This is a genomic window from Terribacillus saccharophilus (assembly GCF_046592895.1).
In the GTDB taxonomy this organism is placed as follows: Bacteria; Bacillota; Bacilli; order Bacillales; family Amphibacillaceae; genus Terribacillus; species Terribacillus saccharophilus_D.
In genome coordinates, this window is record NZ_JAWVPU010000004.1 from 212,580 (window position 1) to 236,973 (window position 24,394).

27 protein-coding genes are annotated in these 24,394 nt (G+C 45.1%); 5 read left to right on the plus strand and 22 right to left on the minus strand.

Features of this window, described 5'->3' with window-relative positions:
- Positions 1–6 precede the first annotated feature (6 nt).
- From map to SFC66_RS13900, 6 genes are all read right to left on the minus strand, one after another.
- Positions 7–762, minus strand: a complete 756-nt coding sequence (map, locus tag SFC66_RS13875) for a type I methionyl aminopeptidase (RefSeq protein ID WP_411219333.1) — start codon at positions 760–762, stop codon at positions 7–9.
- A gap of 90 nt (positions 763–852) precedes the next feature.
- Positions 853–1,275, minus strand: coding sequence for a phosphate-starvation-inducible protein PsiE (gene psiE / locus SFC66_RS13880; protein ID WP_411219334.1), 423 nt, complete (start codon positions 1,273–1,275; stop codon positions 853–855).
- A gap of 361 nt (positions 1,276–1,636) precedes the next feature.
- The gene (locus tag SFC66_RS13885; RefSeq protein ID WP_411219335.1) at positions 1,637–1,777 is read right to left on the minus strand and encodes a YjcZ family sporulation protein; all 141 of its coding nucleotides are present in this window, start codon (positions 1,775–1,777) and stop codon (positions 1,637–1,639) included.
- A gap of 82 nt (positions 1,778–1,859) precedes the next feature.
- Positions 1,860–2,615: an SDR family NAD(P)-dependent oxidoreductase gene (locus tag SFC66_RS13890; RefSeq protein ID WP_411219336.1), complete on the minus strand. Its 756-nt coding sequence runs from the start codon at positions 2,613–2,615 to the stop codon at positions 1,860–1,862.
- On the minus strand, positions 2,612–3,139 hold the full coding sequence (locus tag SFC66_RS13895; RefSeq protein ID WP_411219337.1) for a mismatch-specific DNA-glycosylase: 528 nt from the start codon (positions 3,137–3,139) through the stop codon (positions 2,612–2,614). Before SFC66_RS13895 ends, SFC66_RS13890 begins: the two co-directional genes overlap by 4 nt.
- A gap of 79 nt (positions 3,140–3,218) precedes the next feature.
- On the minus strand, positions 3,219–3,971 hold the full coding sequence (locus SFC66_RS13900; RefSeq protein WP_411219338.1) for a C39 family peptidase: 753 nt from the start codon (positions 3,969–3,971) through the stop codon (positions 3,219–3,221).
- A 139-nt stretch (positions 3,972–4,110) separates the two neighbouring features.
- Between SFC66_RS13900 and SFC66_RS13905 the strand changes: the two genes are divergently transcribed.
- Positions 4,111–4,245: a small, acid-soluble spore protein L gene (locus SFC66_RS13905; protein ID WP_411219339.1), complete on the plus strand. Its 135-nt coding sequence runs from the start codon at positions 4,111–4,113 to the stop codon at positions 4,243–4,245.
- Between the two features lie 32 nt (positions 4,246–4,277).
- Here the strand turns inward: SFC66_RS13905 and SFC66_RS13910 are convergent, their stop codons facing one another.
- The 4 genes from SFC66_RS13910 to SFC66_RS13925 all read right to left on the minus strand — a co-directional run bounded on the left by SFC66_RS13910 (position 4,278) and on the right by SFC66_RS13925 (position 6,537).
- Complete coding sequence (locus tag SFC66_RS13910; protein WP_411219448.1) at positions 4,278–4,931, minus strand: class I SAM-dependent methyltransferase; 654 nt, start codon at positions 4,929–4,931, stop codon at positions 4,278–4,280.
- Between the two features lie 162 nt (positions 4,932–5,093).
- Positions 5,094–5,618 (minus strand): GNAT family N-acetyltransferase, encoded by a 525-nt coding sequence (locus SFC66_RS13915; RefSeq protein WP_411219340.1) that lies wholly within the window; start codon positions 5,616–5,618, stop codon positions 5,094–5,096.
- Positions 5,608–6,180: a nucleotidyltransferase family protein gene (locus SFC66_RS13920; RefSeq protein ID WP_411219341.1), complete on the minus strand. Its 573-nt coding sequence runs from the start codon at positions 6,178–6,180 to the stop codon at positions 5,608–5,610. Before SFC66_RS13920 ends, SFC66_RS13915 begins: the two co-directional genes overlap by 11 nt.
- A 48-nt stretch (positions 6,181–6,228) precedes the next feature.
- Positions 6,229–6,537, minus strand: coding sequence for an MGMT family protein (locus SFC66_RS13925; protein WP_411219342.1), 309 nt, complete (start codon positions 6,535–6,537; stop codon positions 6,229–6,231).
- Between the two features lie 164 nt (positions 6,538–6,701).
- Between SFC66_RS13925 and SFC66_RS13930 the strand changes: the two genes are divergently transcribed.
- Positions 6,702–7,067 (plus strand): thiol-disulfide oxidoreductase DCC family protein, encoded by a 366-nt coding sequence (locus tag SFC66_RS13930; RefSeq protein WP_411219343.1) that lies wholly within the window; start codon positions 6,702–6,704, stop codon positions 7,065–7,067.
- Positions 7,068–7,094: 27 nt separating this feature from the next.
- On the opposite strand, the gene SFC66_RS13935 is transcribed toward SFC66_RS13930, so the two are convergent.
- Both SFC66_RS13935 and SFC66_RS13940 read right to left on the minus strand, forming a co-directional pair.
- The gene (locus SFC66_RS13935; RefSeq protein ID WP_411219344.1) at positions 7,095–8,501 is read right to left on the minus strand and encodes a SpoVR family protein; all 1,407 of its coding nucleotides are present in this window, start codon (positions 8,499–8,501) and stop codon (positions 7,095–7,097) included.
- Positions 8,502–8,584: 83 nt separating this feature from the next.
- Positions 8,585–9,952 carry a dipeptidase gene (locus SFC66_RS13940; protein ID WP_411219345.1) on the minus strand — a complete coding sequence of 456 codons (1,368 nt, stop codon included), beginning with the start codon at positions 9,950–9,952 and terminating at the stop codon, positions 8,585–8,587.
- Positions 9,953–10,065: 113 nt separating this feature from the next.
- Here SFC66_RS13940 and SFC66_RS13945 point away from each other — a divergent pair, with 113 nt between their 5' ends.
- The gene (locus tag SFC66_RS13945; RefSeq protein WP_411219346.1) at positions 10,066–10,836 is read left to right on the plus strand and encodes a type 1 glutamine amidotransferase domain-containing protein; all 771 of its coding nucleotides are present in this window, start codon (positions 10,066–10,068) and stop codon (positions 10,834–10,836) included.
- A 16-nt stretch (positions 10,837–10,852) separates the two neighbouring features.
- Here the strand turns inward: SFC66_RS13945 and SFC66_RS13950 are convergent, their stop codons facing one another.
- From SFC66_RS13950 to SFC66_RS13965, 4 genes are read right to left on the minus strand one after another with little or no spacing between them, the layout of a single operon-like run.
- Positions 10,853–11,989, minus strand: a complete 1,137-nt coding sequence (locus tag SFC66_RS13950; protein ID WP_411219347.1) for a bifunctional cystathionine gamma-lyase/homocysteine desulfhydrase — start codon at positions 11,987–11,989, stop codon at positions 10,853–10,855.
- Positions 11,986–12,912 (minus strand): PLP-dependent cysteine synthase family protein, encoded by a 927-nt coding sequence (locus tag SFC66_RS13955; RefSeq protein WP_411219348.1) that lies wholly within the window; start codon positions 12,910–12,912, stop codon positions 11,986–11,988. The genes SFC66_RS13950 and SFC66_RS13955 overlap by 4 nt, the downstream gene beginning before the upstream one ends.
- Before the next feature lie 9 nt (positions 12,913–12,921).
- Positions 12,922–13,386, minus strand: a complete 465-nt coding sequence (locus tag SFC66_RS13960; RefSeq protein ID WP_411219349.1) for an S-ribosylhomocysteine lyase — start codon at positions 13,384–13,386, stop codon at positions 12,922–12,924.
- A 12-nt stretch (positions 13,387–13,398) separates the two neighbouring features.
- A complete protein-coding gene (locus tag SFC66_RS13965) occupies positions 13,399–14,037 on the minus strand; it encodes a class I SAM-dependent DNA methyltransferase (RefSeq protein ID WP_411219350.1) in 639 nt (212 codons plus the stop codon).
- 222 nt (positions 14,038–14,259) lie between these two features.
- Between SFC66_RS13965 and ltaE the strand changes: the two genes are divergently transcribed.
- Positions 14,260–15,288 (plus strand): low-specificity L-threonine aldolase, encoded by a 1,029-nt coding sequence (ltaE, locus tag SFC66_RS13970; protein ID WP_411219351.1) that lies wholly within the window; start codon positions 14,260–14,262, stop codon positions 15,286–15,288.
- Between the two features lie 33 nt (positions 15,289–15,321).
- Here ltaE and SFC66_RS13975 read toward each other — a convergent pair whose 3' ends face one another.
- Positions 15,322–15,933 (minus strand): YhcN/YlaJ family sporulation lipoprotein, encoded by a 612-nt coding sequence (locus SFC66_RS13975; protein ID WP_411219352.1) that lies wholly within the window; start codon positions 15,931–15,933, stop codon positions 15,322–15,324.
- A 154-nt stretch (positions 15,934–16,087) separates the two neighbouring features.
- Between SFC66_RS13975 and SFC66_RS13980 the strand changes: the two genes are divergently transcribed.
- Positions 16,088–16,324, plus strand: a complete 237-nt coding sequence (locus SFC66_RS13980; protein WP_411219353.1) for a YhdB family protein — start codon at positions 16,088–16,090, stop codon at positions 16,322–16,324.
- Between the two features lie 34 nt (positions 16,325–16,358).
- On the opposite strand, the gene SFC66_RS13985 is transcribed toward SFC66_RS13980, so the two are convergent.
- From SFC66_RS13985 to SFC66_RS14005, 5 genes are all read right to left on the minus strand, one after another.
- Positions 16,359–17,921: a GNAT family N-acetyltransferase gene (locus SFC66_RS13985; RefSeq protein ID WP_411219354.1), complete on the minus strand. Its 1,563-nt coding sequence runs from the start codon at positions 17,919–17,921 to the stop codon at positions 16,359–16,361.
- Positions 17,922–18,016: 95 nt separating this feature from the next.
- Positions 18,017–19,306, minus strand: coding sequence for an anti-sigma factor domain-containing protein (locus tag SFC66_RS13990; protein ID WP_411219355.1), 1,290 nt, complete (start codon positions 19,304–19,306; stop codon positions 18,017–18,019).
- On the minus strand, positions 19,306–20,037 hold the full coding sequence (gene sigI, locus SFC66_RS13995) for an RNA polymerase sigma-I factor (RefSeq protein WP_411219356.1): 732 nt from the start codon (positions 20,035–20,037) through the stop codon (positions 19,306–19,308). The genes SFC66_RS13990 and sigI overlap by 1 nt, the downstream gene beginning before the upstream one ends.
- Positions 20,038–20,289: 252 nt before the next feature.
- Positions 20,290–22,323: an ABC transporter ATP-binding protein gene (locus SFC66_RS14000; protein WP_411219357.1), complete on the minus strand. Its 2,034-nt coding sequence runs from the start codon at positions 22,321–22,323 to the stop codon at positions 20,290–20,292.
- Positions 22,320–24,071 (minus strand): ABC transporter ATP-binding protein, encoded by a 1,752-nt coding sequence (locus tag SFC66_RS14005; RefSeq protein ID WP_411219358.1) that lies wholly within the window; start codon positions 24,069–24,071, stop codon positions 22,320–22,322. The genes SFC66_RS14000 and SFC66_RS14005 overlap by 4 nt, the downstream gene beginning before the upstream one ends.
- Positions 24,072–24,394 lie beyond the last annotated feature (323 nt).

The window sequence follows — 24,394 nt, forward strand, 5'->3', positions numbered from 1 at the left end:
CCTCTTTTATTCTTCTTCTTGATTTGTCAGGATCACAGGGCCATCTTTTGTGATGACGATCGTATGTTCATATTGAGCGGACAATGAACCGTCAATTGTGCGGGCCGTCCAATTATTATCATCCATCTGGCTGCCCCATTCGCCGATATTGAGCATAGGCTCAATTGTGATGACCATGCCCTCTTTCAAACGAGGTCCTTTATTCGGCAAGCCAAAATGAGGGATATGCGGCTCTTCATGGATCGTTGGTCCAATTCCATGACCTGTGAAATCGCGCACCACAGCATATCCTTCTGCTTCTGCATATTGCTGGATAGCATGGCCGATATCACCGATCCGAGCGCCCGGCTGTGCTTTCTCGATCCCTTTATACAATGATTCTTTCGTCACATCCAGCAAGCGCTGTGCTGCCTCGCTGATTTCCCCGACAGCATACGTCCAAGCGGAGTCGGCTAATCCGCCATTCAAATTCACGACCATATCAATCGTCACGATATCCCCGTTTTTCAATGGTTCGTTTCTTGGGAAACCATGACAGATTTCATCATTGATGGAAGCACAAGTAGCATAAGCATAACCGTTGTAGCCCTTCTGTTCAGCTGTTGCACCGTGCTTTTCCAAGTATTTCTCCACAAACTGGTCGATTTCCAAGGTTGTGATACCCGGCTTTATCCTACCGCGTATTTCTTTATGAATATTGGCAAGCAGCTCACCAGCAGCTCGCATCATTTCTATTTCACGCGCACTTTTTCGATTGATCATATCTTTTCTTCCTTTCCAACGACAAAGCTTACTTTTCCACTATAGAGTGTATCATATTATGCCGATCCGTTTAAATCGTTACGCTGGTATTCAATCCAATTGATCATCTTCTTTCAAATTGGATTGATTTGCAATCATCAGCGCAAATACAAGCAGGACAATCGCCAGCGCATACAAAAGGATCGTGTGCGGATGCTGGTGATCGATTATGATGAGTCGGATGATCGCCGTAATGCCAATGTAGATAAAGTAACGGAGCGGAAAATGATAATTATGCGTAAAATACTTGATGATCAAGCTGATGAACTCAAAATAAAGGAAATAAACGATGATAGCTTCAGCCAAGTAAAAATAGCTGACTTCATCGCTTCGGATAAGGAGCACATCAAAGATGAAAATAGTTTTTTTCAGTAGAAAAACGACAAGGATCAACGCGAGGATCGTCAGCGTAAAATTCAATACTGTTTGTAAGAAAACAGCGATATAAGCTGTTTTCCTCTGTAAATCACGCATATGCACCCCTCCCAGACTTGTCTTAAATATATTGGATGCATTGGCATTATATGCAGTGAGGTTAATGGCTTTCATAAAAAAAGCTTTGATCCGGGAAATCGAGTCAGAGTGGGAGTAGCAGACAGAAGCGGTTGTTCATGCTTATCCCATTGGAGATACAGACCATATCCCATACTCCTGCTTTCCTAATGTTCTGCAGCAGTAGATTTTCGCATCCCTTTACTGAATATTTTTGACAGCAGGGACTGCTTGCTACCTTAATCCTTACCAGCAAACGGATGCTGCTATCAGCTGACCGCTAGACGTCAACCCATAAAAAGAAGCTTCGCACAGATTAGTGCAAAGCTTCTTCGTTTATATATCAATAGTGGCATCCATATCCGTAGTCATGGCCGTAACCATTATTCCCGCCACCAACGTAGCATGAACCGACAATGATCAAAAGGATGAACAGTACAACAAGAAATGCGAAGCCGAAGCCTCCCTCATATTCTTTAGACATTTTCCTTCCTCCCTTTCTTACAGGATACTGCATTGTATGTACAGAACCCAGAAAGGAAAGGGCAGATACCTATTACCCCTAGTTAAACATAATCCTTCACAGCATATATTTTGCCGCTTTCTATATGCTCTCCTGTAAGTATCCCTGCCAGCACACCGGCAACGAACATCGGGTCTCTCAATGAATTATTGGTGACATAATCTTTGAACTTTTGGACTTCTTGGAAATTCTCCGGTTCACTGGAGCGTATGTCAGCTTGCATGTCCGTATCCATGATACCAGGGTTATAAGCGATGGCAATATTACCTGTACCAGCTTCCGCTTCTTCCAGCGCAACAGTTTCTGTATAGCGGTTCAGCCCTGCTTTCGAGGTACTATAGGCACTCCAGCCATGCACGGACCGCTCCGCAGCGCCTGATGTTACATTCACTATCACTAGTGGCTTATTATATTTCTTGGCGTATTTGAGAAAAATGGAGCACGCCAGCATCGGTGCGGTCAGGTTGATTGCCAGGTGAGCTTCCAATTCGTCCAAGCTGTATGCATCAGCTGTTGCAATTGGTCCGACAACACCAGCATTATTCACTAAGATGACAGTATCATCAGCTTTGGAAAATATACTTGCTGCCAGCTTCTCAAAAGTTATGGCACTTTCAGCCGTATCCTGCAAGTCGCCATATTGATACGTGTATCCAGCGTCTTTCAGCCCCTTGTAAGAAGGAAGAACAGCACTATCTTTCCTTGCCACTCCGACCACTTGTATCCCTTTATCCATCAGCTGCTTGGCAATTGCTTCTCCCAATCCACGAGATGCACCCGTTACGACTGCAGTTTTCATTTTGTCTCCTCCAATTCACGTAAAATATTCGGTATGTCAGCATAGATACTGACTATTTCTTTCATTGGCATGCGTACAAGCCCGCTCGAAGATGGTGCCACGAATTCGATCACGTCTTTGGTTACCGAAGCTTGCTGTATACCCCAGCCTGTTTGTTTCACTTTACTGTATTGCTGATAGACACCTTTACCGACAAAGCACGCCACCTGCGGACGAAAATAAGCAAGTTTATCCCGGAGCAGCTGCGCCCCTTCTATGTATTCTTCCTTCGTGATATCGGCCGCTGCCTTGGTCGGTCTGGCTACTATGTTAGTCAATCCTATGCCTCTATCAAGCAGTTCCTGGTCTTCAGAAGGTTCATATTTCCTTTCGGTGATACCTGCTTGGTGAAGGATATTCCAAAACCGATTATTCCGGTTTGCGTAATGATGACCGGTTTCGGCGGAGCGGACACTCGGATTAAAACCGATGAATAATAGCCGCAATCCCTTTTTGATATGATCCGGTATCGGCTCAAGTTCCATTTCAGCACCTCCCGCTCTATTCCATTGTAGCTTGCACTTTGGCAGGAAGCAAAAAAAGCACAGCAGCGCTGTGCTTTTCTTAAGCATTGATATAAATTGCCTGGCTGCCGAGCTGCTCCCAAGCTCTTTCAAAACTTTCCCGGTCCACTTCCTGGTTTTTTTGCCCATATGGATTGTTAACGAAAACTTTATCCTCATTGTAACCTGTGACTGCAACGCTATGGACGCTGTAAGTAACATCCACTTCTCCATTCGGCGTATTCCACGTTTCCATATCGTCAACTGGCGCCATGCTGGAAGTAGTAATGATCCAAACCGGCTTACCAGCCTCCAAGGGGCTATATATTGCTTCCTCGACTGATTTCCCAGTCACATCAACCGCTTTATCACCGGCAATATTTTTTGCAATATCCATTACCGGCTTATGATAAACGCCAAGCCCCGGACCGTTCGGCATATCCCCGACGAATCCTTCATTCGGATCACCACGCAGACCATTGTCATAATTCAATGGTACATAAGCAATCTGATCTGCCAAATCCGTTTTGGACACGTCAAAGCCTGCATACTGAAGCACCATCGCCAAGCTTGTCACTTCACAGCCATTATACAGTTGCGGTGCATCCATCTGATTGATAAGCGGAACATCCATTGGCCCATCTTCCACTGCAGAAGTTTGTATACTTCCTTCTTTTCCGGAGATTTCTTCTTTCCGCAGTGAGATATCTGAATCCGCACGTGATTCATCGGAACGATTCTGATAAGTCAAGATCGCTAGCACAAGGGAAAAAGCCGCCAAGCACATTAAAATAACAACATACCTATTCTTCATGTATAGATTCTCCTGTTTGAGGTGATTAGCATATGTTCATGATTCCTATTATAAATTAGCCAAACTAACCATTACAATATACATCAATTTTTTAATAAAACTCAGGACAAATAGCATACTAATCAGGAGGTGATTGGAAATGAGCAGAAAAAAGAGCCAAAGTGAAAAAGCGGCTGTAAGCGTGAATAAACAAGGTTTGCCAGAAGATGCTGCTAATCAGGAGCCAAAAAGCCAGCTGGAACAGCGCGCCAAGAAGAAGAATACGAAGATATAAAATAGCACAGCCTCTGAGCTAGAGGCTGTGCTTTACTTTTTACGTGCTACAACGAACCAAAGCTGTGCATCTTGTTCCGCACCAGCTTGGAAATCCACTCGCTGTTTATGAAGTGTCATCTCGACAACTTGATACTCTTTTTCAAGCATTGCATACAATTCTTCTTCCTGGAAGAAGTGCGCGATCCGGTCATGCATGAAGAAAGTATCCTTTTCCATTTCCACCCCAGCACCATAAAGTTTTTCATCGCGTGCTGAAAGACAAGAGAAAATCAATAATCCATCCTTACGCAACAATGATGTGAAATGATTGAATAATGACTCTCTTTCATCTTTTGTATACATATGAAGTATATTCGATAGATAAATGCCATCAAATCTTTCTGTCGAAGGAAACGGTAAATTCAAATAATCCCCGACAAAGTGATTTACATTGGCCAATCCAGCAGATTTCGCGTGGCTGCTGGCCCGCTCAATTGCCACTTCAGAAATATCACAAGCTGTTACTTCAAAAGAATATTCTCCGAAGAAGTTGCTGTTCCTTCCATATCCGCATCCAGGCACAAACAATTGCTTTGCTTGATACGCTGCAAAATACGGATAAGCCATCACAGCTGATGGTGTTGCTTCCGTACCCCAAATGTCCCCTGCTTCAAAACGACTATTCCAGTAAGTTTGTAACATCATACTCACAGCGCCATATCCCCCAGCATAGAGTGTTATACATAATTAAGGTAAATTAATTTACAAAGAATTTACTAAGCATAGTGTAACACGTTTAGACAAGGATGAAAGGGAAATTCACAAAAAAGATTGTAAAGAAATAATTACTACAATTTGTGTATTTCTTCACTTATTCCATTCTTCGCGGAGCAGTCCCATTCGAATGGAGTCATAATATTCCCCGTTATAAAATCGGCATTTCCTCATGCGGGCTTCCATGGTCATCCCGAGCTTCTCTCCAAGACGCACCATCCGTTTATTTCCCGACCAAGTCGTAAAACCGACGCGCACCAACGGCATACTATCGAATAAATGCGTGATCCACTGCTTCATCGCGGCCGTTCCATAACCGCCATTCCAATAAGCCGGCTCAAAAATCGTGATGCCCATCTCCAGCCATTTGGAAGGCTCATGTTCCCAATAATAACCCACCGTACCAATGATCTTGTCATCTGTTTCGATCACCCATAATTCCGGGGAATCATCCCCATAACGAAAACACGCCAAAAATTCCTCCTCAGGCAAACGCAGAAATGTAAAATATGGCGCATCCCATTTCTTCCATTCCGGTTCTTCTTCTCCGTATTTCAGTTTCCATAGCGTAGGGCCGTCTTCTTCTCTTGGCGGTCTGATTACTACTTCATTGTCCATAAAATCCCTCCAGTCTGACTTGTGGCCATTGCTTGAGCCAAGGCTTTCGTTTCATTCGATTCAAAAAGACAGAATGATAGCTTGATCCTTTTGTGTATAATGGCGTCGGAGCAAGAGTGCACATAATCAAATCCGACACTCCATGCGGCGCCACCAAACTCAGTTCGTCTGCATCCAATTTAACAGCAATACTTGTCGCCGTTTCCGGATAGCAGGCAATCGCATGCTCTGCACTATGGAAGCCGGGCATATTATTGACTAAATGCATCCGTGCCTGGTTCTTTACCGACCATGGCACGCATGGCATCATATCCTTCAGCAAACTTTCATGTCTTTTTTCAGTTGCTTCCTCTGTATTGGAAGCATCGAAATAAACAACGTCAACATCCGCAAGCGGCGTCCGATTTTTAAATCCGTGTTGTATATCCCATACCTTTGACCTGATGAATCCAGCACTAATCCATTGATCCGGAAGACGCAGTTCACTTGCTGTTTTCAGCACTTCCATCATCCATTCATCTTGTTGGATTGCTAGTATTATATCTTCTTTTGTCTTTAGCATTACTTTTCCTCACCAGACAGCCGCACGCTTTGGATTACTCGGCGTACATCATAGAGGCTCATATCGATACGCCTCCAAATCCACCCGCCCATCCAAGATTTCCAAACCTTCTTCGTACAATCTCTCCAGCTGTTCATTCCTTGTTTCCACATCTTTTATCTTCAATCTGCCATCGGCACTGATGACGCGATGCCATGGCAGATCATATTTCCGGCTCAAGCTGTGCAGTATCCGGGATACTTGCCTGGCTCCGCGTGCTCTGCCTGCTGCTGCACCGATTTGGCCATAGGTCATGACTTTTCCTTTTGGTATCGATTTGATGATATGTATCACGTTTTCGGTGAAGGGATCCATCATATACCCTCCTTTTTTAGAACTATCTGTCAATTAGTATAGCAAACTTCCATCTGCTGTGAAAATGGAAAAGAAGTATGATAAACTCTACCTAAATAGTCTAATAAACATCTACTGTTTAACATCATGCCTGAGGGGCTATGTAGTAAACGAGAGGAGAATGTGTGATGAAGCATATTGTATTTTTTGACGCAAGCTGCCCCCTTTGTTCGACTGCAAAGCAAGTGATCCAAAAATTGGATTGGCTTGATAACGTTAGATGGATTCCGGTACAGAATATCGAGAATTACGAACGTTTCCGTTTCCTTGCCAAGGGTGATGTGTATGAACGAATCCATATGATGTCTTTCAAAGGCGACATTTACAAAGGTCATGAAACCGTCAAGAAGATTTTGACATTGCTGCCGGTTACTGCAGTGTTGGGATGGATCTTATATCTGCCATTCCTTGATCCTTATTTGGAATCATTGTATAAATGGGTATCTGATAACCGCCATGATTGGTTCGGTACAAAAGAATTAAGCGCAATTTAAAAAGAAGGGGCGGCCGCCCCTTCTTTTTTAAAGGTACTTCTTCAAAACGCGTTTTCCTTCATAGCTGAAAAGTACATGCTTTCCTTCGATATATGTTTCCATATGAACGAATCTTCCCCATAGTTGATAGAAATGCGGCAGGGTCCGCTCCAAATAAGTCAAATCCAATTCGACGCCTTCATAATGATGCTTCAAATACAGCTCGCCATTGGACATATAATCGCCGTCTACAACAGTTAAATATGGAAAACCGCCGTTTACACGCATCGTGATCAGCTGGTCACGGACCGCTTCCCAGTCTTTATCCGTGATTTTATACTCATTGCCTTGCTTTTGGAACAAATACATATCTTCCCTGTGTACAAGTTCTTTTGTCAGGTAATTTCTGAGGAACGATATATCAGACTCTATTTCCCGAACTTCGAACATCTTCTCCCTGCCCGAACCTGGCTTCACACCAAATCGTTTCATTTCATCTGTCGGATTGTCGAATCTTTCTTCGATATCTTCAAATATCTTAATGCCAAGATAATATGGGTTGATCTGTGATGGAGACGGCTGGACAACACCAGCATTGAGTTTTGCATACTCGATCGCTTCATCACTTGTCAGATCCATTTCCCGAAGGATACGCGCATGCCAGTAGGATGCCCAGCCTTCATTCATGATCTTCGTTTCCAGCTGCGGCCAGAAATACAGCATTTCCTCCCGCATCATTGTCAGGATATCCCGTTGCCAGTCTTCCAGCGTCCGGCTGTATTCTTCTATAAATAAAAGAATATCTTTTTCCGGTCGAGGCGGAAATGCTTTTCGTTTTCTTTCATTTTTTTCTCTCGATTTCTCTCGGTTCACAAACCAGAGGTCATCATATTCCGTTGCTTTTTCCGGACTTTCTTCATCCTCTTCGTCTGCTTCCCAACCAAGCTTCGGACGCAGCAAGGATGGATCGATATGTTCCTGGATTGCCAGTACGGCATCGAGGAAGTCCTCGACCTCCTTTTTGCCGAATTCTTTTTCATAAGCAGCAATCCGTTCTGCGGTAGCAGCCATACTATCGACCATGTTTCGATTGGTGTTTTGGAATCGGACATTATTCTTGAAGAAATCACAGTGGGCAAGCACATGGGCAACAATCAATTTATTCTGAATAAGGCTATTGGAATTCAATAAGAAGGCATAACACGGATTGCTGTTGATAACGAGCTCATAAATCTTACTCAAGCCAAGATCATATTGGAGCTTCATCTTGTGGAACTGTTTCCCGAAGCTCCAATGCGTGAATCTCGTCGGCATACCATAAGCACCGAATGTATAAATGATCTCAGGCGGACAGATTTCATAGCGCATCGGGTAGAAATCCAGACCGAAGCCCTTCGCGATTTCCGTGATCTCCCCAATAGCCCTTTCCAATGCGATGTGGTCGGATTGCAGCACGGGCTTTCTCCCCTTTGTACGTAATAGTATTCATACATATGCCGGGGAAATGGAAAAAAGACGCCCAACTGGGCGTCTTTTCATTATTCACTTACTTTTTGATAATAATAAACGAGCGTCTCCATGCCTTTATCAAAGCTTTCCAGCGGGAAGCTTTCATTCGGGGAGTGCAGTCTGTCTTCCGGGGTACCGAAACCGAGCAGAACTACCGGCATTTTGTACACAGTATCAATCCATTCGACAACAGGAATCGATCCGCCCATGCGAACGAAGACTGTTTCCTTGCCGAATGCCTGTGTCAGACTTTGTGCTGCCTTTTGAATCAATGGATGATTCGGATCGACTTTATATGCTTTCGCTTTGAACGGCTCCGGTCTAACCTCGACACGCACACCAGAAGGTGCATGCTTCTTGATATGTGCCGTAATCTTTTCGACGATATCGACTGGATCTTGACCAGGCACGAGACGGCTGGTGATTTTCGCTGTTGCCTCAGCCGGGATGATTGTCTTTGTACCTTCTCCTTGATAACCGCCGTACATGCCGTTGATTTCCAAAGTAGGACGTGCCATCGTATGTTCTTTTGCACTGTAGCCTTTTTCAGATACCGCTTCCGGGACACCGACTGTCTGGACGAAGTCTTCCCCTGGCGCTTGGGCCATCAGTTTGCGTTCTTCCTCTGGCAGTTCTTCCACTCCATCATAGAAGCCTTCTACTTGGACAACTTCTTCTTCATCCTTCAAAGAGCTCAGGATGTGAGCCAAGGCCTGCAGCGGATTGCGGACAGCGCCGCCATACATACCGGAATGTAAATCGCGGTCTGGTCCGTATACACTGAACTCCAGTGCAGCTGCACCTTTCAAACCGTACAGCATCGTTGGCTGTCCTGCTTCCACCATTCCGGAATCGCTGATGATGGCAAAATCGGCTTGGAACTGCTCGGTTTGCTCGTGCAGCACCGCATGCAAATTCGTGCTTCCGATTTCCTCTTCCCCTTCGATACAAACCTTCACGTTGATCGGCAGTGCGCCTTCTGTTTTCATGAATGCTTCAAACACAGCCAGGTGCATGAATACTTGACCTTTATCGTCGCTCACACCGCGGGCATAAATTCGGCCGTTGCGTTCTGTCGGTTCGAATGGCTCGCTGTCCCAAAGCGGAAGCGGGTCTGCCGGCTGCACGTCATAATGGCCGTAAAATAGTGCAGTTGGCTTGTCAGGGCCTGCACCCATATACTCCCCTGTTACGATCGGATGACGTTCAGTTTCCTGAATCGTCACTTTATCGAATCCGATTTCTTTTAAGTAATCAGCCGTAAAGGCGGCTGTCTTTGCAACATCTTCTTTATATGTACTATCTGTGCTGATACTCGGTATGCGAAGATACGTGTATAACCGCTCCAGCAACTGCTTTCGATTTTCCTGTAAGTAAGCGACAACTTGATTCGTCATATGCGCCACCCTTTCTTTTCTTTCTAGTGTAGCATAAATAAGCAGATTCTTGTTTAGCATGTACTTGCAGGTGGAATTTATTAAAAAACACACAGTATGTCAGGAGGAGAACAATGGGCAATGTATTGATTGTTGCAACCAACCACGACAGCCTGAAGCAAACACCTCATACGACAGGGCTTTGGTTCAGTGAGCTGACTAATTTCTACGATAAACTAAAAAATCGTCACATCATGACAGTCATCAGTCCAAAAGGCGGTAATATTCCATTGGATCACCGCAGCCTTACCGGCCTTTTCAAAAGTCACAAGCTGCGAAAATACTACCGCGCACCAGGCTTTAGAAGATTGCTGGAGCATAGTCTATCCCCGAAAGATGTGAATGCATCCGATTATGATGCCATTTACTTTACGGGCGGACACGGAACGATGTGGGATTTCCCTGGAAACGAGGAACTGCAGCAGCTCACAAGGGATATTTATGAAAATGGCGGAGTCGTCGCAGCAGTGTGCCACGGACCAGCAGCATTATTGAATGTTAAACTTTCCGATGGCACCTACTTGCTTCAGGACAAAACAGTGACAGGGTATTCCGATCGGGAAGAAACTGCCAGCCTGAACAAACACGAAATCCATTATTCCTTGGAGGAAAACCTGAAAATACGCGCACTCACGTATCGTAAAGCTGCCGTTCCATTCAAGGGACATGTGGAAGCAGACGACAGAGTGATCACCGGTCAAAATCCTGCTAGCGTCAAAGCTGTTGCCAAAGCTGTCATCAGCCGCTTGGAACAAAAAGACTTTGCCGAGAATCCGCGTTCCTTCCGCGCTGTCCTCAGAATTCCTGAAGAAGAGCAAATCCTAAGAAGAAAGCCAGCCCCTTGATCGGGACTGGCTTTACTTAATCTTCCATCGCTTGTTTCAGATCTTCAATCAAATCCTCGCTATCTTCAATTCCCACGCTGATCCGAATCAAACCGTCAGTGATTCCCAACTCCGCTCTTCGCTCCTGCGGTATGGAAGCATGCGTCATCTTCGCAGGAAGCGAAATCAGACTCTCAACAGCTCCAAGGCTTTCCGCTAAAATGAAGTATTTTGTCTTCCGCAGCACTTGATCAGCTTTTTCCCCACTGCCGACATCAAACGAAATCATACCGCCGAAACCTTCTGCTTGGCTTGCAGCAATGTCATGCCCTTTATGCTCTGGCAGACCTGGATAATAAATCGTGCTCACACCAGGATGAACTTTCAGGAATTCGACAAGCTTGGCACTATTCTTCTCGATGGCTTCCATACGGATACCAAGCGTTTTGATGCCGCGAAGCAGCAGCCAGCTGTCTTGCGGTCCGAGTACTGCACCTGCAGAGTTTTGGATGAAGTGGAGTTCTTCAGCTAATTTATCGTCGTTCACGACTGCTAGGCCGGAGACAACATCACTATGGCCGCCAATATATTTCGTAGCACTATGAAGAACGATATCGGCCCCAAGGTCGATTGGGTTTTGCCAATACGGCGTTGCAAACGTATTGTCCACAATCAGCAGCAAATCATGCTTTTTCGCAATCTCTGCCATTTTACTGATATCGGTGATCTTCAATAATGGATTGGTAGGAGTCTCGACATAAATGGCTTTTGTCTCCGTTGTGATTGCTTGTTCAACAGCTTCCGGCGAACTTGTGTCTACAAATGTGTGTCCCAGCTGGTAGCGCGTCAGTACTTTTGTTGCAAGACGGTAGCTGCCGCCGTACACATCATCGGTCATGACGATATGGCTGCCTGCTTCAAACAGCATCATCACTGAAGTGATCGCCGCCATCCCCGAACTGAAGGCAAAGCCTCTTTTACCATTCTCCAATGCAGCGATCGTTTCTTCCAAAGCATGGCGTGTCGGGTTGCCAGTACGGGAGTATTCATATCCAGTATGTTCACCAGGACCTGGCTGTTTGTACGTACTTACCTGGTAAATCGGTACACTTACCGCTCCTGTTTTTTCGTCAGATGTAATGCCACCGTGAATCATTTTTGTTTTTCGTTTCATTTTAACCCTCCTTGGTAAATCCGCTGACTGAGATAACGCTCACTGCTGTCAGGGAATATGGTGACAATCGTTGTCCCAGGTTTCGCTTTTTGCGCCTCTTTAAGCGCTGCAGCGAAAGCAGATCCAGAGGAACTCCCCACAAGGAGTCCTTCACCGGCAGCCAGCTCTTTTACGTAATGAAATGCATCATCATCCGATATCGTATGAATTGCATCGAAATAAGCAGCATCCATATATTCCGGCAGAAATTCCATCCCTATACCTTCCGTCCGGTGTGAACCTGGAGCACCACCGTTCAAAATACTGCCTTCCGGTTCGACAATCACCGTCTTCACGTCCGGATTCTGTTCCTTCAAGTAACGGGCCGTTCCCATGAACGTACCACCCGTACCGCCTCCGGCCACGAAGATATCGATTTTACCTTCCAGGTCCCGCCATATCTCAGGACCAAGTGTCTTATAATAGGTTTCCGGGTTAGCCGGATTGGCAAACTGCTGCGGACAATAACTGCCAGGAATCTCATCAAGCAGCTCGGCAGCCTTATTTATAGCGCCTGTCATCCCTTCGGAAGTAGGCGTATTGATCACTTTTGCACCAAGCGCCCGCATCAGCTCTTGTTTTTCCTGACTGAATTTTTCCGGCACGCAGAAGATGACGGATACTTTATGCTTCAGTGCAGCAAGTGCAATCCCGATACCCGTATTTCCCGCTGTCGGTTCGATGATCGTGCCATTGTCTTTCAGTTTTCCTGTCCGGAACGCATCCTCAATCAAATTGACACCCAGGCGATCTTTTACACTGCCTCCAGGATTATAAAACTCCAGCTTCGCAAATAAACGAACTCCCTCCGGCAGAGAAAAGTTCGTTATTTGCACAATCGGTGTATTTCCTATCAGTTCGTGTACTGAATTGTAAACAGCCATTTTCTCCCTCTATTCGGCGAAAACTTGACGCCATTCATTCTTTTTGGAAAGCATTTCCTTGGCAATCTCCTGTGCACCTTCCAGACTGTGGTTAGCTGCCCAGCCGCACTGCACTTCATTGCAAGCTGGCACTTCCGTCGCATCAAGCACATCCTGCAATGTCTTTTCCAAAGCATCCAGAATCTCATCATAGCTGTCATTGTTCAAGATGGAAACATAAAAACCAGTCTGGCATCCCATCGGCCCGATATCGAGGATGTTTTCGATGTGGTTGCGGATATTTTCAGCCATCAAATGCTCCAAGGAATGCAAACCCGGCATCTCCATATATTCTTTATTGGGCTGCTTGAAACGAATATCGTATTTATATACTTTATCCTGCGTTCCTTCCGTAATGCCGACTAAGCGTACGTATGGTGCTGCTACTTTCGTATGGTCCAGGTTAAAACTTTCTACATTCATTTTCTTTGTCATCAGTGTCTCTCCTTATGCTTTTTCTGCTGTGATCAAGTAGACGAAGCGGTTCATTTGCTTAAATGTAACATGAAATCCTTTGGTTTGAAAAATGTGACGAAGCACTTCCATCGTCGTATAATATTCCGTGGTCAGATCCTGGACAAGTCTGTCATTTCCCTTATCCTTTTCTTCCTGGATCAGCGTGCTGCGAGCTTCAGCGCTGGAGAATACAGTATCAGCAAAAATGACTTTCCCGCCTTTTTCGAGCAGTTCTGCGTAGCTTTCCATTGCTTGCCCTTTCTCCTCATCCGTCAAGTGATGGAAGGCCCATGTGCTGACAATGGTAGAAACCTGCTGCCCGGGTTCGGGAAACGAGAGAAAATCTCCGTCGACGATTTGAAGCTGCGGGAATTTCCGGGAAGCATGCTCCCGCATTTCTTTGGATGGCTCGATACCTGTCACCTGCAATCCTCTAGCCAGTAATTTCTCGGAAAGATTACCTGTTCCAACACCGAACTCCAATGTATATCCTTCTGCAGCGTCTGCGACTGTCTGCAGTATCTCGTCATATTTATCAAATACTTCTTTATATTGCGGATCTTGGCCAGTGACCGTATCATCATACGTCTCTGCCCATTTATCGAACATATCGATAAATTCGCGGCCCATTTCATCACCTCATGAATAATCTAATCAATATCCAAGTAATCAAATAAGAATTATAGTGTTTATGATTGAAGAATACCATAGTACTATAGTTTATTCAATAAAAAGATGCATCGTCAGTCATATTCCCATCTACGGTAAAACAACACCTTATAACAACTTTAAAAATAGTGGAAATGTTATAAATTCATACTATATAATAGGAAATAGAGAGGAGTGTTCGCCATGATCGATCTGCGTAGCGATACGGTCACCAAGCCATCTGAAGCGATGCGAAAAGCTGCTTATGAAGCAGAAGTCGGAGATGATGTATATGGTGAGGATCCAGCTGTTAATGAGTTAGAAGAAACGGTTGCCGATTTACTTGGAAAGGAAGCCGCACTATTCGTACCAAGCGGTACTCAGGGGAATCAAATCGCTGTACTCTCTCATTGCAACCCTGGTAATGAAATCATCCTGGAAGAAGAATCACATATCTTCCTTTACGAAGGAGCAGCCACATCCATATTTGCAGGTGTGCAGACGCGTACATTGAAGGGAGAGCGCGGCGCAATATGCCCGGAGGGATTGGCCGCTGCGATCAGGAAGGACGATATCCACTTCCCCGAAACCGGCTTGATCTGCCTGGAGAATACACACAACAAAGCAGGCGGTGCTGTCATTCCGATTGAGAATATGATGGTGATCGCTCAAATAGCGCGCGAGCATCGAATCCCGATTCATTTGGATGGTGCCCGTTTATTCAATGCTTCTGTCGCTTCAGGTATCAGTGTAGCCAAATATGCGCAGCTTACCGATACGGTACAGGTTTGTTTATCCAAAGGTTTGGGAGCACCTGTCGGTTCTGTCCTGGCAGGGTCCAAGGTATTCATCGATAAAGCCCGGAAATGGAGAAAGCGTCTTGGAGGCGGTATGCGTCAGGCCGGCATATTGGCAGCACCTGGTCTTGTGGCTCTGGATAATGTGGAGCGTCTCGCGGATGACCACGACAATGCCAAATTGTTAGCGGAAGGTTTGGCTGAGATCGAAGGTATCGAAATTCTTAATAAAGTGGAAACGAATATCGTACTGGCTGATGTCAAAGAAACAGGTATGACAGCAGACGCTTATGTTCAGCTGCTTAAAGAACAGCAAGTCCTGGCTAATGCTTTTGGACCTACTAGCGTCCGTTTTGTAACTCATTATGATGTCGGCAAAGGTGCCATCAAAAAAGCATTGGCTGTTGCTTCCTCCCTGACAAAACAGCCAAATTAAAAACAGAGGCTCCCATCGTAGGAGCCTCTGTTTTTATCTTTCGTTGTTCGGGAACACTCGATTCAGCATATTACCGAATTCGAGGAAGAAGCCTTTTACTGGCTGACCTTGATCGATTTTATTGTTATAATCTTCTGCCATACCAAGGAAATCCGGGTCAGTGGAGACATATACGTTGTCGAGATCTTCATCCACTGATTTCACTGCTTTTTCCACGTCTTTTTTCATCTTGTCAGTCACGTCATTGTTTCCTGTTGCTGTATTGCCGTCACCATTATTTCCTGAGTTGTTATCATTGTTTCCTGTATCGTTGTCATTGTTATTCAAATCAACCGCTACAAAAGCATTATTGTCAGTCGTGAATACGTATGCTTTATCTACGCCTTCCACTTCTTCCACTTTCTTCGCTACATCATCCGCAACTTGGTAACGCGGCTGCTGGTCATCTCCATTTTTCTGGCGGTCATCTACATCCATTGTGTTATCGCTGTTTCGATGCACCAAGTTATTGTCTGTATTATTGTACCGAGTCGGTTCCACATTCCCGTTCCTGCCCATACCGGTGTCATTATCATTGTCGTTCTGACAAGCTGTGAGTGTGATGGCAGCAAGGGCAGCCATACTGATCAATTTCCATTTCTTCATTGGTATTTCCTCCTTTGATTTGCCATTCTGCACTTAGTATGTACGGATTTTCATGCCCTATGCAAAGGAGGAAATGAAGTGCTTATATCTGCCAGCAATGTTCTGCCGCATAAGAGAGATACTATCTATACCCTGAGAGGAAGGGGATAGCCTAATGAAAATCCAGGATTACGAAAAAGCACTGGTATTCACCATTTGGGGACAGTGGGATGATCTGCTCGTCCTCATGGTACGCACAAAGGATGATTTGCTTTCCAAGCGCATCGAAATCTTTTTGCACGCATTCCATTATCCCTCCGAACAGCACGCTGTCGTGAAATCACATGAAGAGCTGATTCAATATATCGACCATGCAATGGGCCATACCACTTTGTATGCCTTGGATGTCTAAAAAAAGACTCGAGCAAACAGTGCTCGAGTCTTCTTCATTGATCTTCAGGCGTTTCGCTCTCTAAATTCCTGAACTTCAATTCGAAAAGGTCTTTGCGTCGGTCATGCAAATGGCGCACAGTCCCCGTTTTTCGCTGGCGCTGCAAAATCTCCAAGTCCACATCCCCGACAACGACTGTTTCAATGTTCGGCGGACACTCACCGACAATACCATCGCGTGCAAATTCAAAGTCGGATGGGGTGAATATACCGGATTGTGCATACTGAATATCCATATTTTCGACTTGCGTCAAGTTTCCGACAGTTCCGGCTATGACCGTATACACTTGATTCTCAACCGCTCTGGCTTGAGCGCAATATCGTACTCGTAAATATCCTTGGCGATCATCGGTACAAAACGGGACGAAAATGATATTGGCACCTTGATCCACTGCATAACGTGCAAGCTCCGGGAATTCGATGTCATAACAAATCTGGATGGCAATCCTGCCGCAATCCGTATCGAATACCTTCACTGTATCACCTGGCTGGATTCCCCACCACTTCTTCTCATTCGGCGTGACATGGATTTTATATTGCTTTTCAATCGTACCATCACGGCGGAAAAGATAGGCGATATTATAAATATGATCATCTTCTTCCACAAAATGTGAGCCCCCGACTATGTTCACATTGTAACGAACAGCCAAATCAGTGAATAATTCAATATACTGCTCCGTGAATTCCGATAATTTCCGCACGGCTTTGGAAGGGACTTTTTCCTCCAGGAAACTCATGAGCTGCGTTGTGAAGATTTCCGGAAAAACTGCAAAGTCCGAACCGAAATCATACGCGACATCCACATAATACTCGACCTGCCTGGCAAATTCCTCAAATGATTCTATTTGCTTCATCATATATTGAATGACTGTTATCCTCACCGGGTAAGATGTCTTGAAATGGCGTTTCGACTTTGCCCGATATTCGATATTGTTCCACTCCATCAGCGTGGCAAAAGTAGCCGATTGCTTATCATCCGGCAAATAATCGCGGTTGATTCGCATCACACGGAATCCATTCATCATTTGGAAAGTCAAAACAGGATCAAATATATTTTGCGCTTCCACTTCCTCGACGTACTGACGTGGTGTCATTTCATTGCTGTATTTATGATAATTTGGAATCCTGCCGCCAATGATGATGCTCTTGAGATTCATCTCAGCAGCCAGTTCCTTGCGTGCTTCATAAAGACGCTTCCCGATTTTCATTCCGCGATAATCCGGATGCACCATCACCTCGATGCCGTACAAATTGAAACCATCGGGATTATGGTTGGTGATATAGCCTTCGTCGGTGATATCATCCCATGTATGGTGATCATCGTATTCATCGAAATTGACGATCAGGCTGGAACAGCTGCCGATGATTTTGCCATCCAATTCCACACAGAACTGCCCTTCAGGAAATATCCCGATGTGGCTTTTCAAGTGACTCTTCATCCATGGTTCCATGCCTGGAAAACAGACTTTTTGCATGTCCAGGATTTGATCGATATCAGCTTCTGTAATATTACGTAATACGACTTTTTTCTCAAATTGCGACAAATCGAGTTCAGACATAGCAGTTATCCTTTCTTTCGGAAAAGTTCTCTATAGTTCTTACCCCTTAGATCGTGCATGTAGTCTTAGTATGAGTCAAAGTTTCTTAGGTAATATCAATCCATTTCGGAATTCTTTTGCTTCTCTTTGCTTCCTGGTTGTTCATTCCTTCTGTCCTGAAGTCCAGGAGGTACTGATTTGCCGTTGTTCCCCTGTTGTTCATGATGATAATTTTTATCTTTTTCCTTATCATTGTTACGGCTGGAACCAGGTCCACGCTGTTCCTTGCGATTATCTCCATGGTGCTTGGAGTCTTTCTCTTTGTGTTTCTCTTTTTCCTTATCTTTATCTTTGTTTTTCCGTTCCTGTTCAGAAGCTGGATTCGCTTCATTGGCCTCAGGTCTTGTGTTTGTTTTTTCATGCTTTCTTGCTTCTTTACCGGCTTGCTTCCTTGCTTCTTTTGCTTGTTTCTCTACTTCTTTCATTTGTTTCTTGAATCCCTTGGATTGATCGGATTCCTGCGGCTTCTCAAGCCCTTCAGCAGTCTTGATACCCGTGTTCTCTTTTTCTTTCACGGATGGTTCTGTGACAGTGTAGGCAGGTTTGGTATCAAGACTCTCTTTAGTCTGGCGGGAGACTTCTTCTTCAGGCGATTCTTCATCTTGCACATCATCTTTATAAAAATCTTTAATAATAGCTGAATCTGATTGTGTGAGAGCAGAATCTAACTTGGGAGCGTCATCCTCTTCCATTATCGACTGAGCCATGATTTCATTCATCGATTTTTGCTCTTCCTGCGCTGTCTCGCGCACCGCATCCGGCACCTGGAACGAGGCTATATGTAATGTGTCGTTAAAACGATTGACCGACCCCTCCAATATATTGGTCAACTGCTTATCCTCTTGTTTGGCGCCAATATAATTCACACCTATGATGATACTCTCTGAGTCAGTTAAAAGACCTAAATCACTCGATTTTCGCAAAATACTGGCTGCCACTTTTTCGACAGGCTCACCTTGCCATTCGTCCAAAGCTGCAATAACCGCTCTTGCATCTTCATTCAAGGCTGCTACAGAGACGACATCCATACGGTTGTTCACCTTCAATTCAATGCTCGGATTGAAATCCAGGCTCACATAAGCATACGCTTTTCCGCCAATATACCAGGAATACACGGGAAATATCGCCAGCACAAATACAAGTACCAAGACAGCTACACGCATGAAGTTCTTCATGGACGGTGTCCAATGTCTGACTCTTGTCCTTCTGACTAGTTCCTGCGCACTGAATTCCACTTCTTGTCCGACTGCTGCCTGCTCTTGTGCGTTGATTTCCAAAAATACTCCTTCGCTTGTCAGCACGATCGTGCTGCGGCGGCTTTGCTTGACGACGACTCCTCTTTTCACTAACTCACCCCCTTCATATAATCCTTCAGATAGATATAATCCTCGCTAAGGATGATGAAAATAGCGAGAATATACTTCCTGTTCCTTTCCAGCGTCTTCTTGCTGACTGCTACTTTTTCGACTAACTGCTTGATCGGAATTTTCTTCTTGCGGATGACATATTCCCGCAGATCAGAGTCTGCATGAAGAATTTTGGCCGCTTCGATTGCTGATTCCCTAGCATCCCGGTGCTTCGGAGCGACATGGATGAGTTCCTGGAAAGACAGCTTATACTCCTTCAGCTTCCTATCGTACTCTTCGATCTCAGCACGGCGATACCAAGCTTCCGTTTCCTGTATATAGGCTGTCTGAGCTGCTTCTGCTTCCCGGGGATTCTCACTGTCATCTTCATACAGCTCATCCAAGGAAGCTGCCGGGAGACGGATTCGTTCACGCCTGATGTAGTCGATCGTCTTTCGTTTGATGACAAGCTTTGCAAATGAAAGGAAGGAACTGCCCTTATCATCAGCATAAGCAAGCATCGCTTCATTGAATGCGGATAGACCGATACTGAATTCTTCGTCCTTGGAAGGATCGATGAACCGGCGGCATACTTCCGATACAGATTTCGCGATAAAAGGCTGATAGCTCTCAATCAGCTTATTCTGCATTTCGGTATTCCCAGCCTGTACTTGTTTAATCTGTTCTTCTAATCTCCCGCGTTTAGGATCATTAGACTGGCGTAGATACAAGACCTATCACCTCCAGCCTTCTATATTTTTCGTAACATGATTGTAATTTTCGGGTGTAACACTTTAAAATCATTTGTAAATTTCGTTTAAGATAAATTGTAATTTTTATATATGACATATGGCTTACTCCAATACTTCCAATATGCCTATCATACAACACCCCAATAGAAGGCTGCTTCTCAAAATAATTACAAAAAAATTAAATCTCTGCAACAAAAAAGCCATCCTGCGTATTGCAGGACAGCTTTTTCGTCAGCCAGCAGTGCGTTTGATACCGCTCTGCTGCATCAAATACATCTGATAATATTGTCCCTGCTGCTCCAGTAGGGACATATGATCGCCTTGTTCCAATATCTTCCCTTGTTCCAGGACAAAGATCTGGTCAGCATGCATGATCGTCGACAGACGATGCGCAATGACCAATGTCGTCCGGCCTTGTTTCAATACATCAAGCGCCCGCTGAATGACAGCCTCTGTTTCTGTGTCGATATTAGCTGTCGCTTCGTCCAGTATCAAGATGGAAGGATCGAATGCCAATGCTCTTGCAAAGGAAACAAGCTGTCTTTCTCCCATTGAAAGCGTAGCTCCGCCTTCCTTGACTGGTTCATCATACTTTTTTGGAAGCTTGGATATGAACTGCTCCGCTCCTACTGCTTCCAGTGCCTGAATTGCCATTTCCCGAGAAATATCAGGGTTATTCATCGTCACATTCGTCAGAATCGTGCCTGTGAATAAAAATGGGTCCTGCAGTACGATCCCCATGCTGCTGCGGACTTGCTGGCGGGACATCTCCATTGTATCCATACCATCGATCGTAATCTTACCTTTTTGGTGGTCATAAAACCGGAATAACAAATTCATGATCGAACTTTTCCCGGAACCTGTATGACCGACAAAAGCTGCCGTCTGTCCGCTTTTCACTTGGAAGCTAAGATCCTTCAAAACATAATCTTTATCATTATAAGCAAAGCTTACATGCTCAAAAGCGATTTCCCCGCGGTTTTTCTCACGTCTTGCCCCCAAGTCCACATCCTCACCCGGCTGGTCGAGCAGCTGGAATACCCTCGAAGCAGCGACACGCGCCTGCTCAAGAAGCGGCAGCTGGTTCACAGCATCCGTAACTGGGTTGAATAAACGGTTCAAGTAATCAACGAAGGCATAAAGCACCCCCACCGTAACGAGGGAACCACCACTTACAGCAGCACCCCCGAAGTACCAGATGAAAGCTACAAAAGCCAGATTACGCAGCACTGTCACCAAGTTATGCGAAGTCAGTGCACTTAATTTCATCAGTTTACGCTGGTAGATGAAGTTCCGCGTATTCAGCACTTCAAATTCTTCCTTTGTCTTTTGTTCCCGGTTGAACGCCTGAATGATCGGCATGCCCTGAATCGATTCATTGATACTACCGTTTATTTCACTCACGGTTTTTCTGACGACAGTATTGTACTTTGTACCAAAGTACTTGTATACCTTCATCCAAGCCCAGAAGATCGGGATGATAAGCAAGCAAATCGCAGCAAGTCGGGCATTCAGGAAGAACATTGCCACAAATATACCGGTCATGTACACGAAACTCGTAACAAAAGTTGCGAGTACCCTTTCGTACAGATCACGGATTGCTTCCGTATCATTGGTGATTCGAGCTACAATCGTCCCTGCCGGCCGATCTACATAATAATTGATCGGAACACGCTGCGTATGGGCAAAAATATCATTCCGCATCGTGCGGACAATCTTGTTGGAAGCCTGCTGAAGCAGGAAGGTCTTCCAAAATTGGAATATCGCCGCAATGAAGAGAAGCGCTACGTAGATGATCAGGAGCATGATGATCGGCTGAAACTGCGGGCTGAAAAATTCATACAACTCAGCTGCTGAAAGTCTTGCACCTTCCGCTTCCTCTATCCCTCCAGGACTATCGACCGTTATCGTCCCATTTTCAAATGATCGGCTGCCCTCCAAAGGCAGCACAGCATCCGTGAAGTAAAAATGCCTTCCGATCTGCAGGACGGTCGCTTCTCCGACTGCATCTTCTTTTGTTTGTATTTCATCAGACCGTACATAAGTGTTTCCTTCATAGTTCACCGTTTTGTCGGACTCCTCCTCGACCTCATACCAAGTAGCTTCGATTCCCAGGATATGATGATCGATGATCCTAGCTGCAATCAATGGACCTGCCAGCTCCAAGACTACTGCAATCAGCAGACAGACAAGCCCGATATTGATGGTTCTTTTATTGCTCAAAGCGTATCGGAACAATCTTCGTTCCGTCGTGTTTTTCTTCATGAGGAGATAACCTCCTTATCCTCCAGCTGCTGCAAATGATACTGGCTTGCATACCAGCCGTTTGCCGCCAGCAGTTCTTCATGCGAACCTTTTTCGATGATCCGGCCAGCATCCAGGACAATGATCTGTTCTGCGTGCTTAACAGCCGAAAGACGGTGCGCCGCAATGATTGTCGTTTTATCTTGTCGCTCTGTTTTCAAATGTTCAATGATATTCGCTTCCGTTTTTCCGTCAACCGCACTCATGGAATCATCCAGGATCAATATCTCCGGATTCTTGATAAATGCACGAGCCAGGGCAACGCGTTGCTTTTGACCGCCAGAGAGCGTTACACCGCTTTCCCCCACTTTTGTATCCAAACCTTCCGGCAGGCTCTGGATGTCGGTCAGGAAATGCGCCAGTTCCATGACGCGGAAGATTTCTTCATCGGATGCATCGTGCTTGCCGTATCGAATGTTTTCCCGGATCGTCTTGGAGAAGAGTATCTGTTCTTGCGGCACATATCCGATCCAGCCACGCGTTTTATCCAAGGCGAATTGATCTATAGGAGTACCGCCGAGCAGCAAACATCCTTCTCCTGGCGGATATTGCCGCAGCAGCTGCTTGAATAACGTCGATTTTCCGGCTCCCGTTTTCCCTACCACTCCAAGTGTTGTTCCCTGCTTTATCTCAAGAGTAATATTTTGCAGCCGATCGGTATCATTCCCTGGATAACGGAAACTGACAGCATCGAACACGATATCTCCTGGTTTTTTCCGCTCAATCGGATGCGGGGGATCGGTAACATCAGCTGGATAATCGAGTGTCGTATTGACACGGTCCAGCGAAGCATTTCCACGCTGAAGGATATTGATCAGTTCCCCTACCGCAAACATTGGCCAAATCAGCATGCCAAGATACATATTGAATGACACAAGATTCCCTAGTGTGATTTCATTACGGAAGACAAGCAAAGCTCCATAGCCGATGCCGATTGTATAAGAAAGCCCGACAAGGATCTTCATTGTCGGCTCGAACAATGCATCGATCTTGGCAACCTTGATATTCTTTTGATAAACATCCTCCGTCATATCCTGAAAACGCTGTTCATCTAGCTTTTCCTGGACGAACGCGCGGGTGACTCTGATGCCGCGGATCGATTCCAACACTTCATTATTCAAGTTCCCGAAGGCTTCCTGCGCTTCCGTAAAACGTTCATTGATTGCTTCGCCATATTTGTGCATGACGATAGCCATGATAGGCATTGGAATAAGAGCGACCAAGGTCAGCTCCCAGCTGATTGAAAATCCCATGATTCCGATGATCATAAGCATGAAGATGCTCGAGTCGATCAAGGTCAGCACCCCGAAACCGCTCGTCATATAAATGGCCCTTAGATCATTCGTCCCTTGTGCCATCAGATCACCCACTTTTTTCTTATCAAAGAAAGTAGGCGTCATACGGAAGAAATGCCCCATCAGCTTGGAACGCATCAATCTTTCCAATATGGCTGAACCACTGAATAATGTGTAATCCCACACGTAAGAAATAATGTAGTGCAGCACGATCAGTACAATGAATAGCCCGATGACTTGCCAAAGCCTCTCAGTGGTAAGCGAGTTATAATTGATTTCATCGATGGTCTGGCCAATCAGAATCGGCGGGATCAACCCAATCAAACTAGCAATGATAAGGGCGATGATTGCTATTGTATACCGCTTCCAATACTTAATGAAAAACCAATTCAATTTCTTTAAAACATCAAACATACTGTCCCCAACTTTCTCCTCGCAGATTTGTCTAATCTAATCCTGCTAGCCATCATCATTCCAATCTTCATCCCATTGTCTTCTTTGTACGTTCAGCATAAGCTTTCCTCCTTGATTTTGATTATGTGATAAAAAGCCGACAGAAATCAGCTTATATCAACCATTCCATGAATTTGTGCATAAAAAAACGCGCACGCCAGCAGGCGTACACGTATCAGGAGTATGCAGCAAGCAATATGCGGCAGACTCCGTCCAGATAGAATCAGCTTTACAAAAGATCCGAACAAAGGAGGAGCTGCCCATTATGAAATTGACTGAAAAAT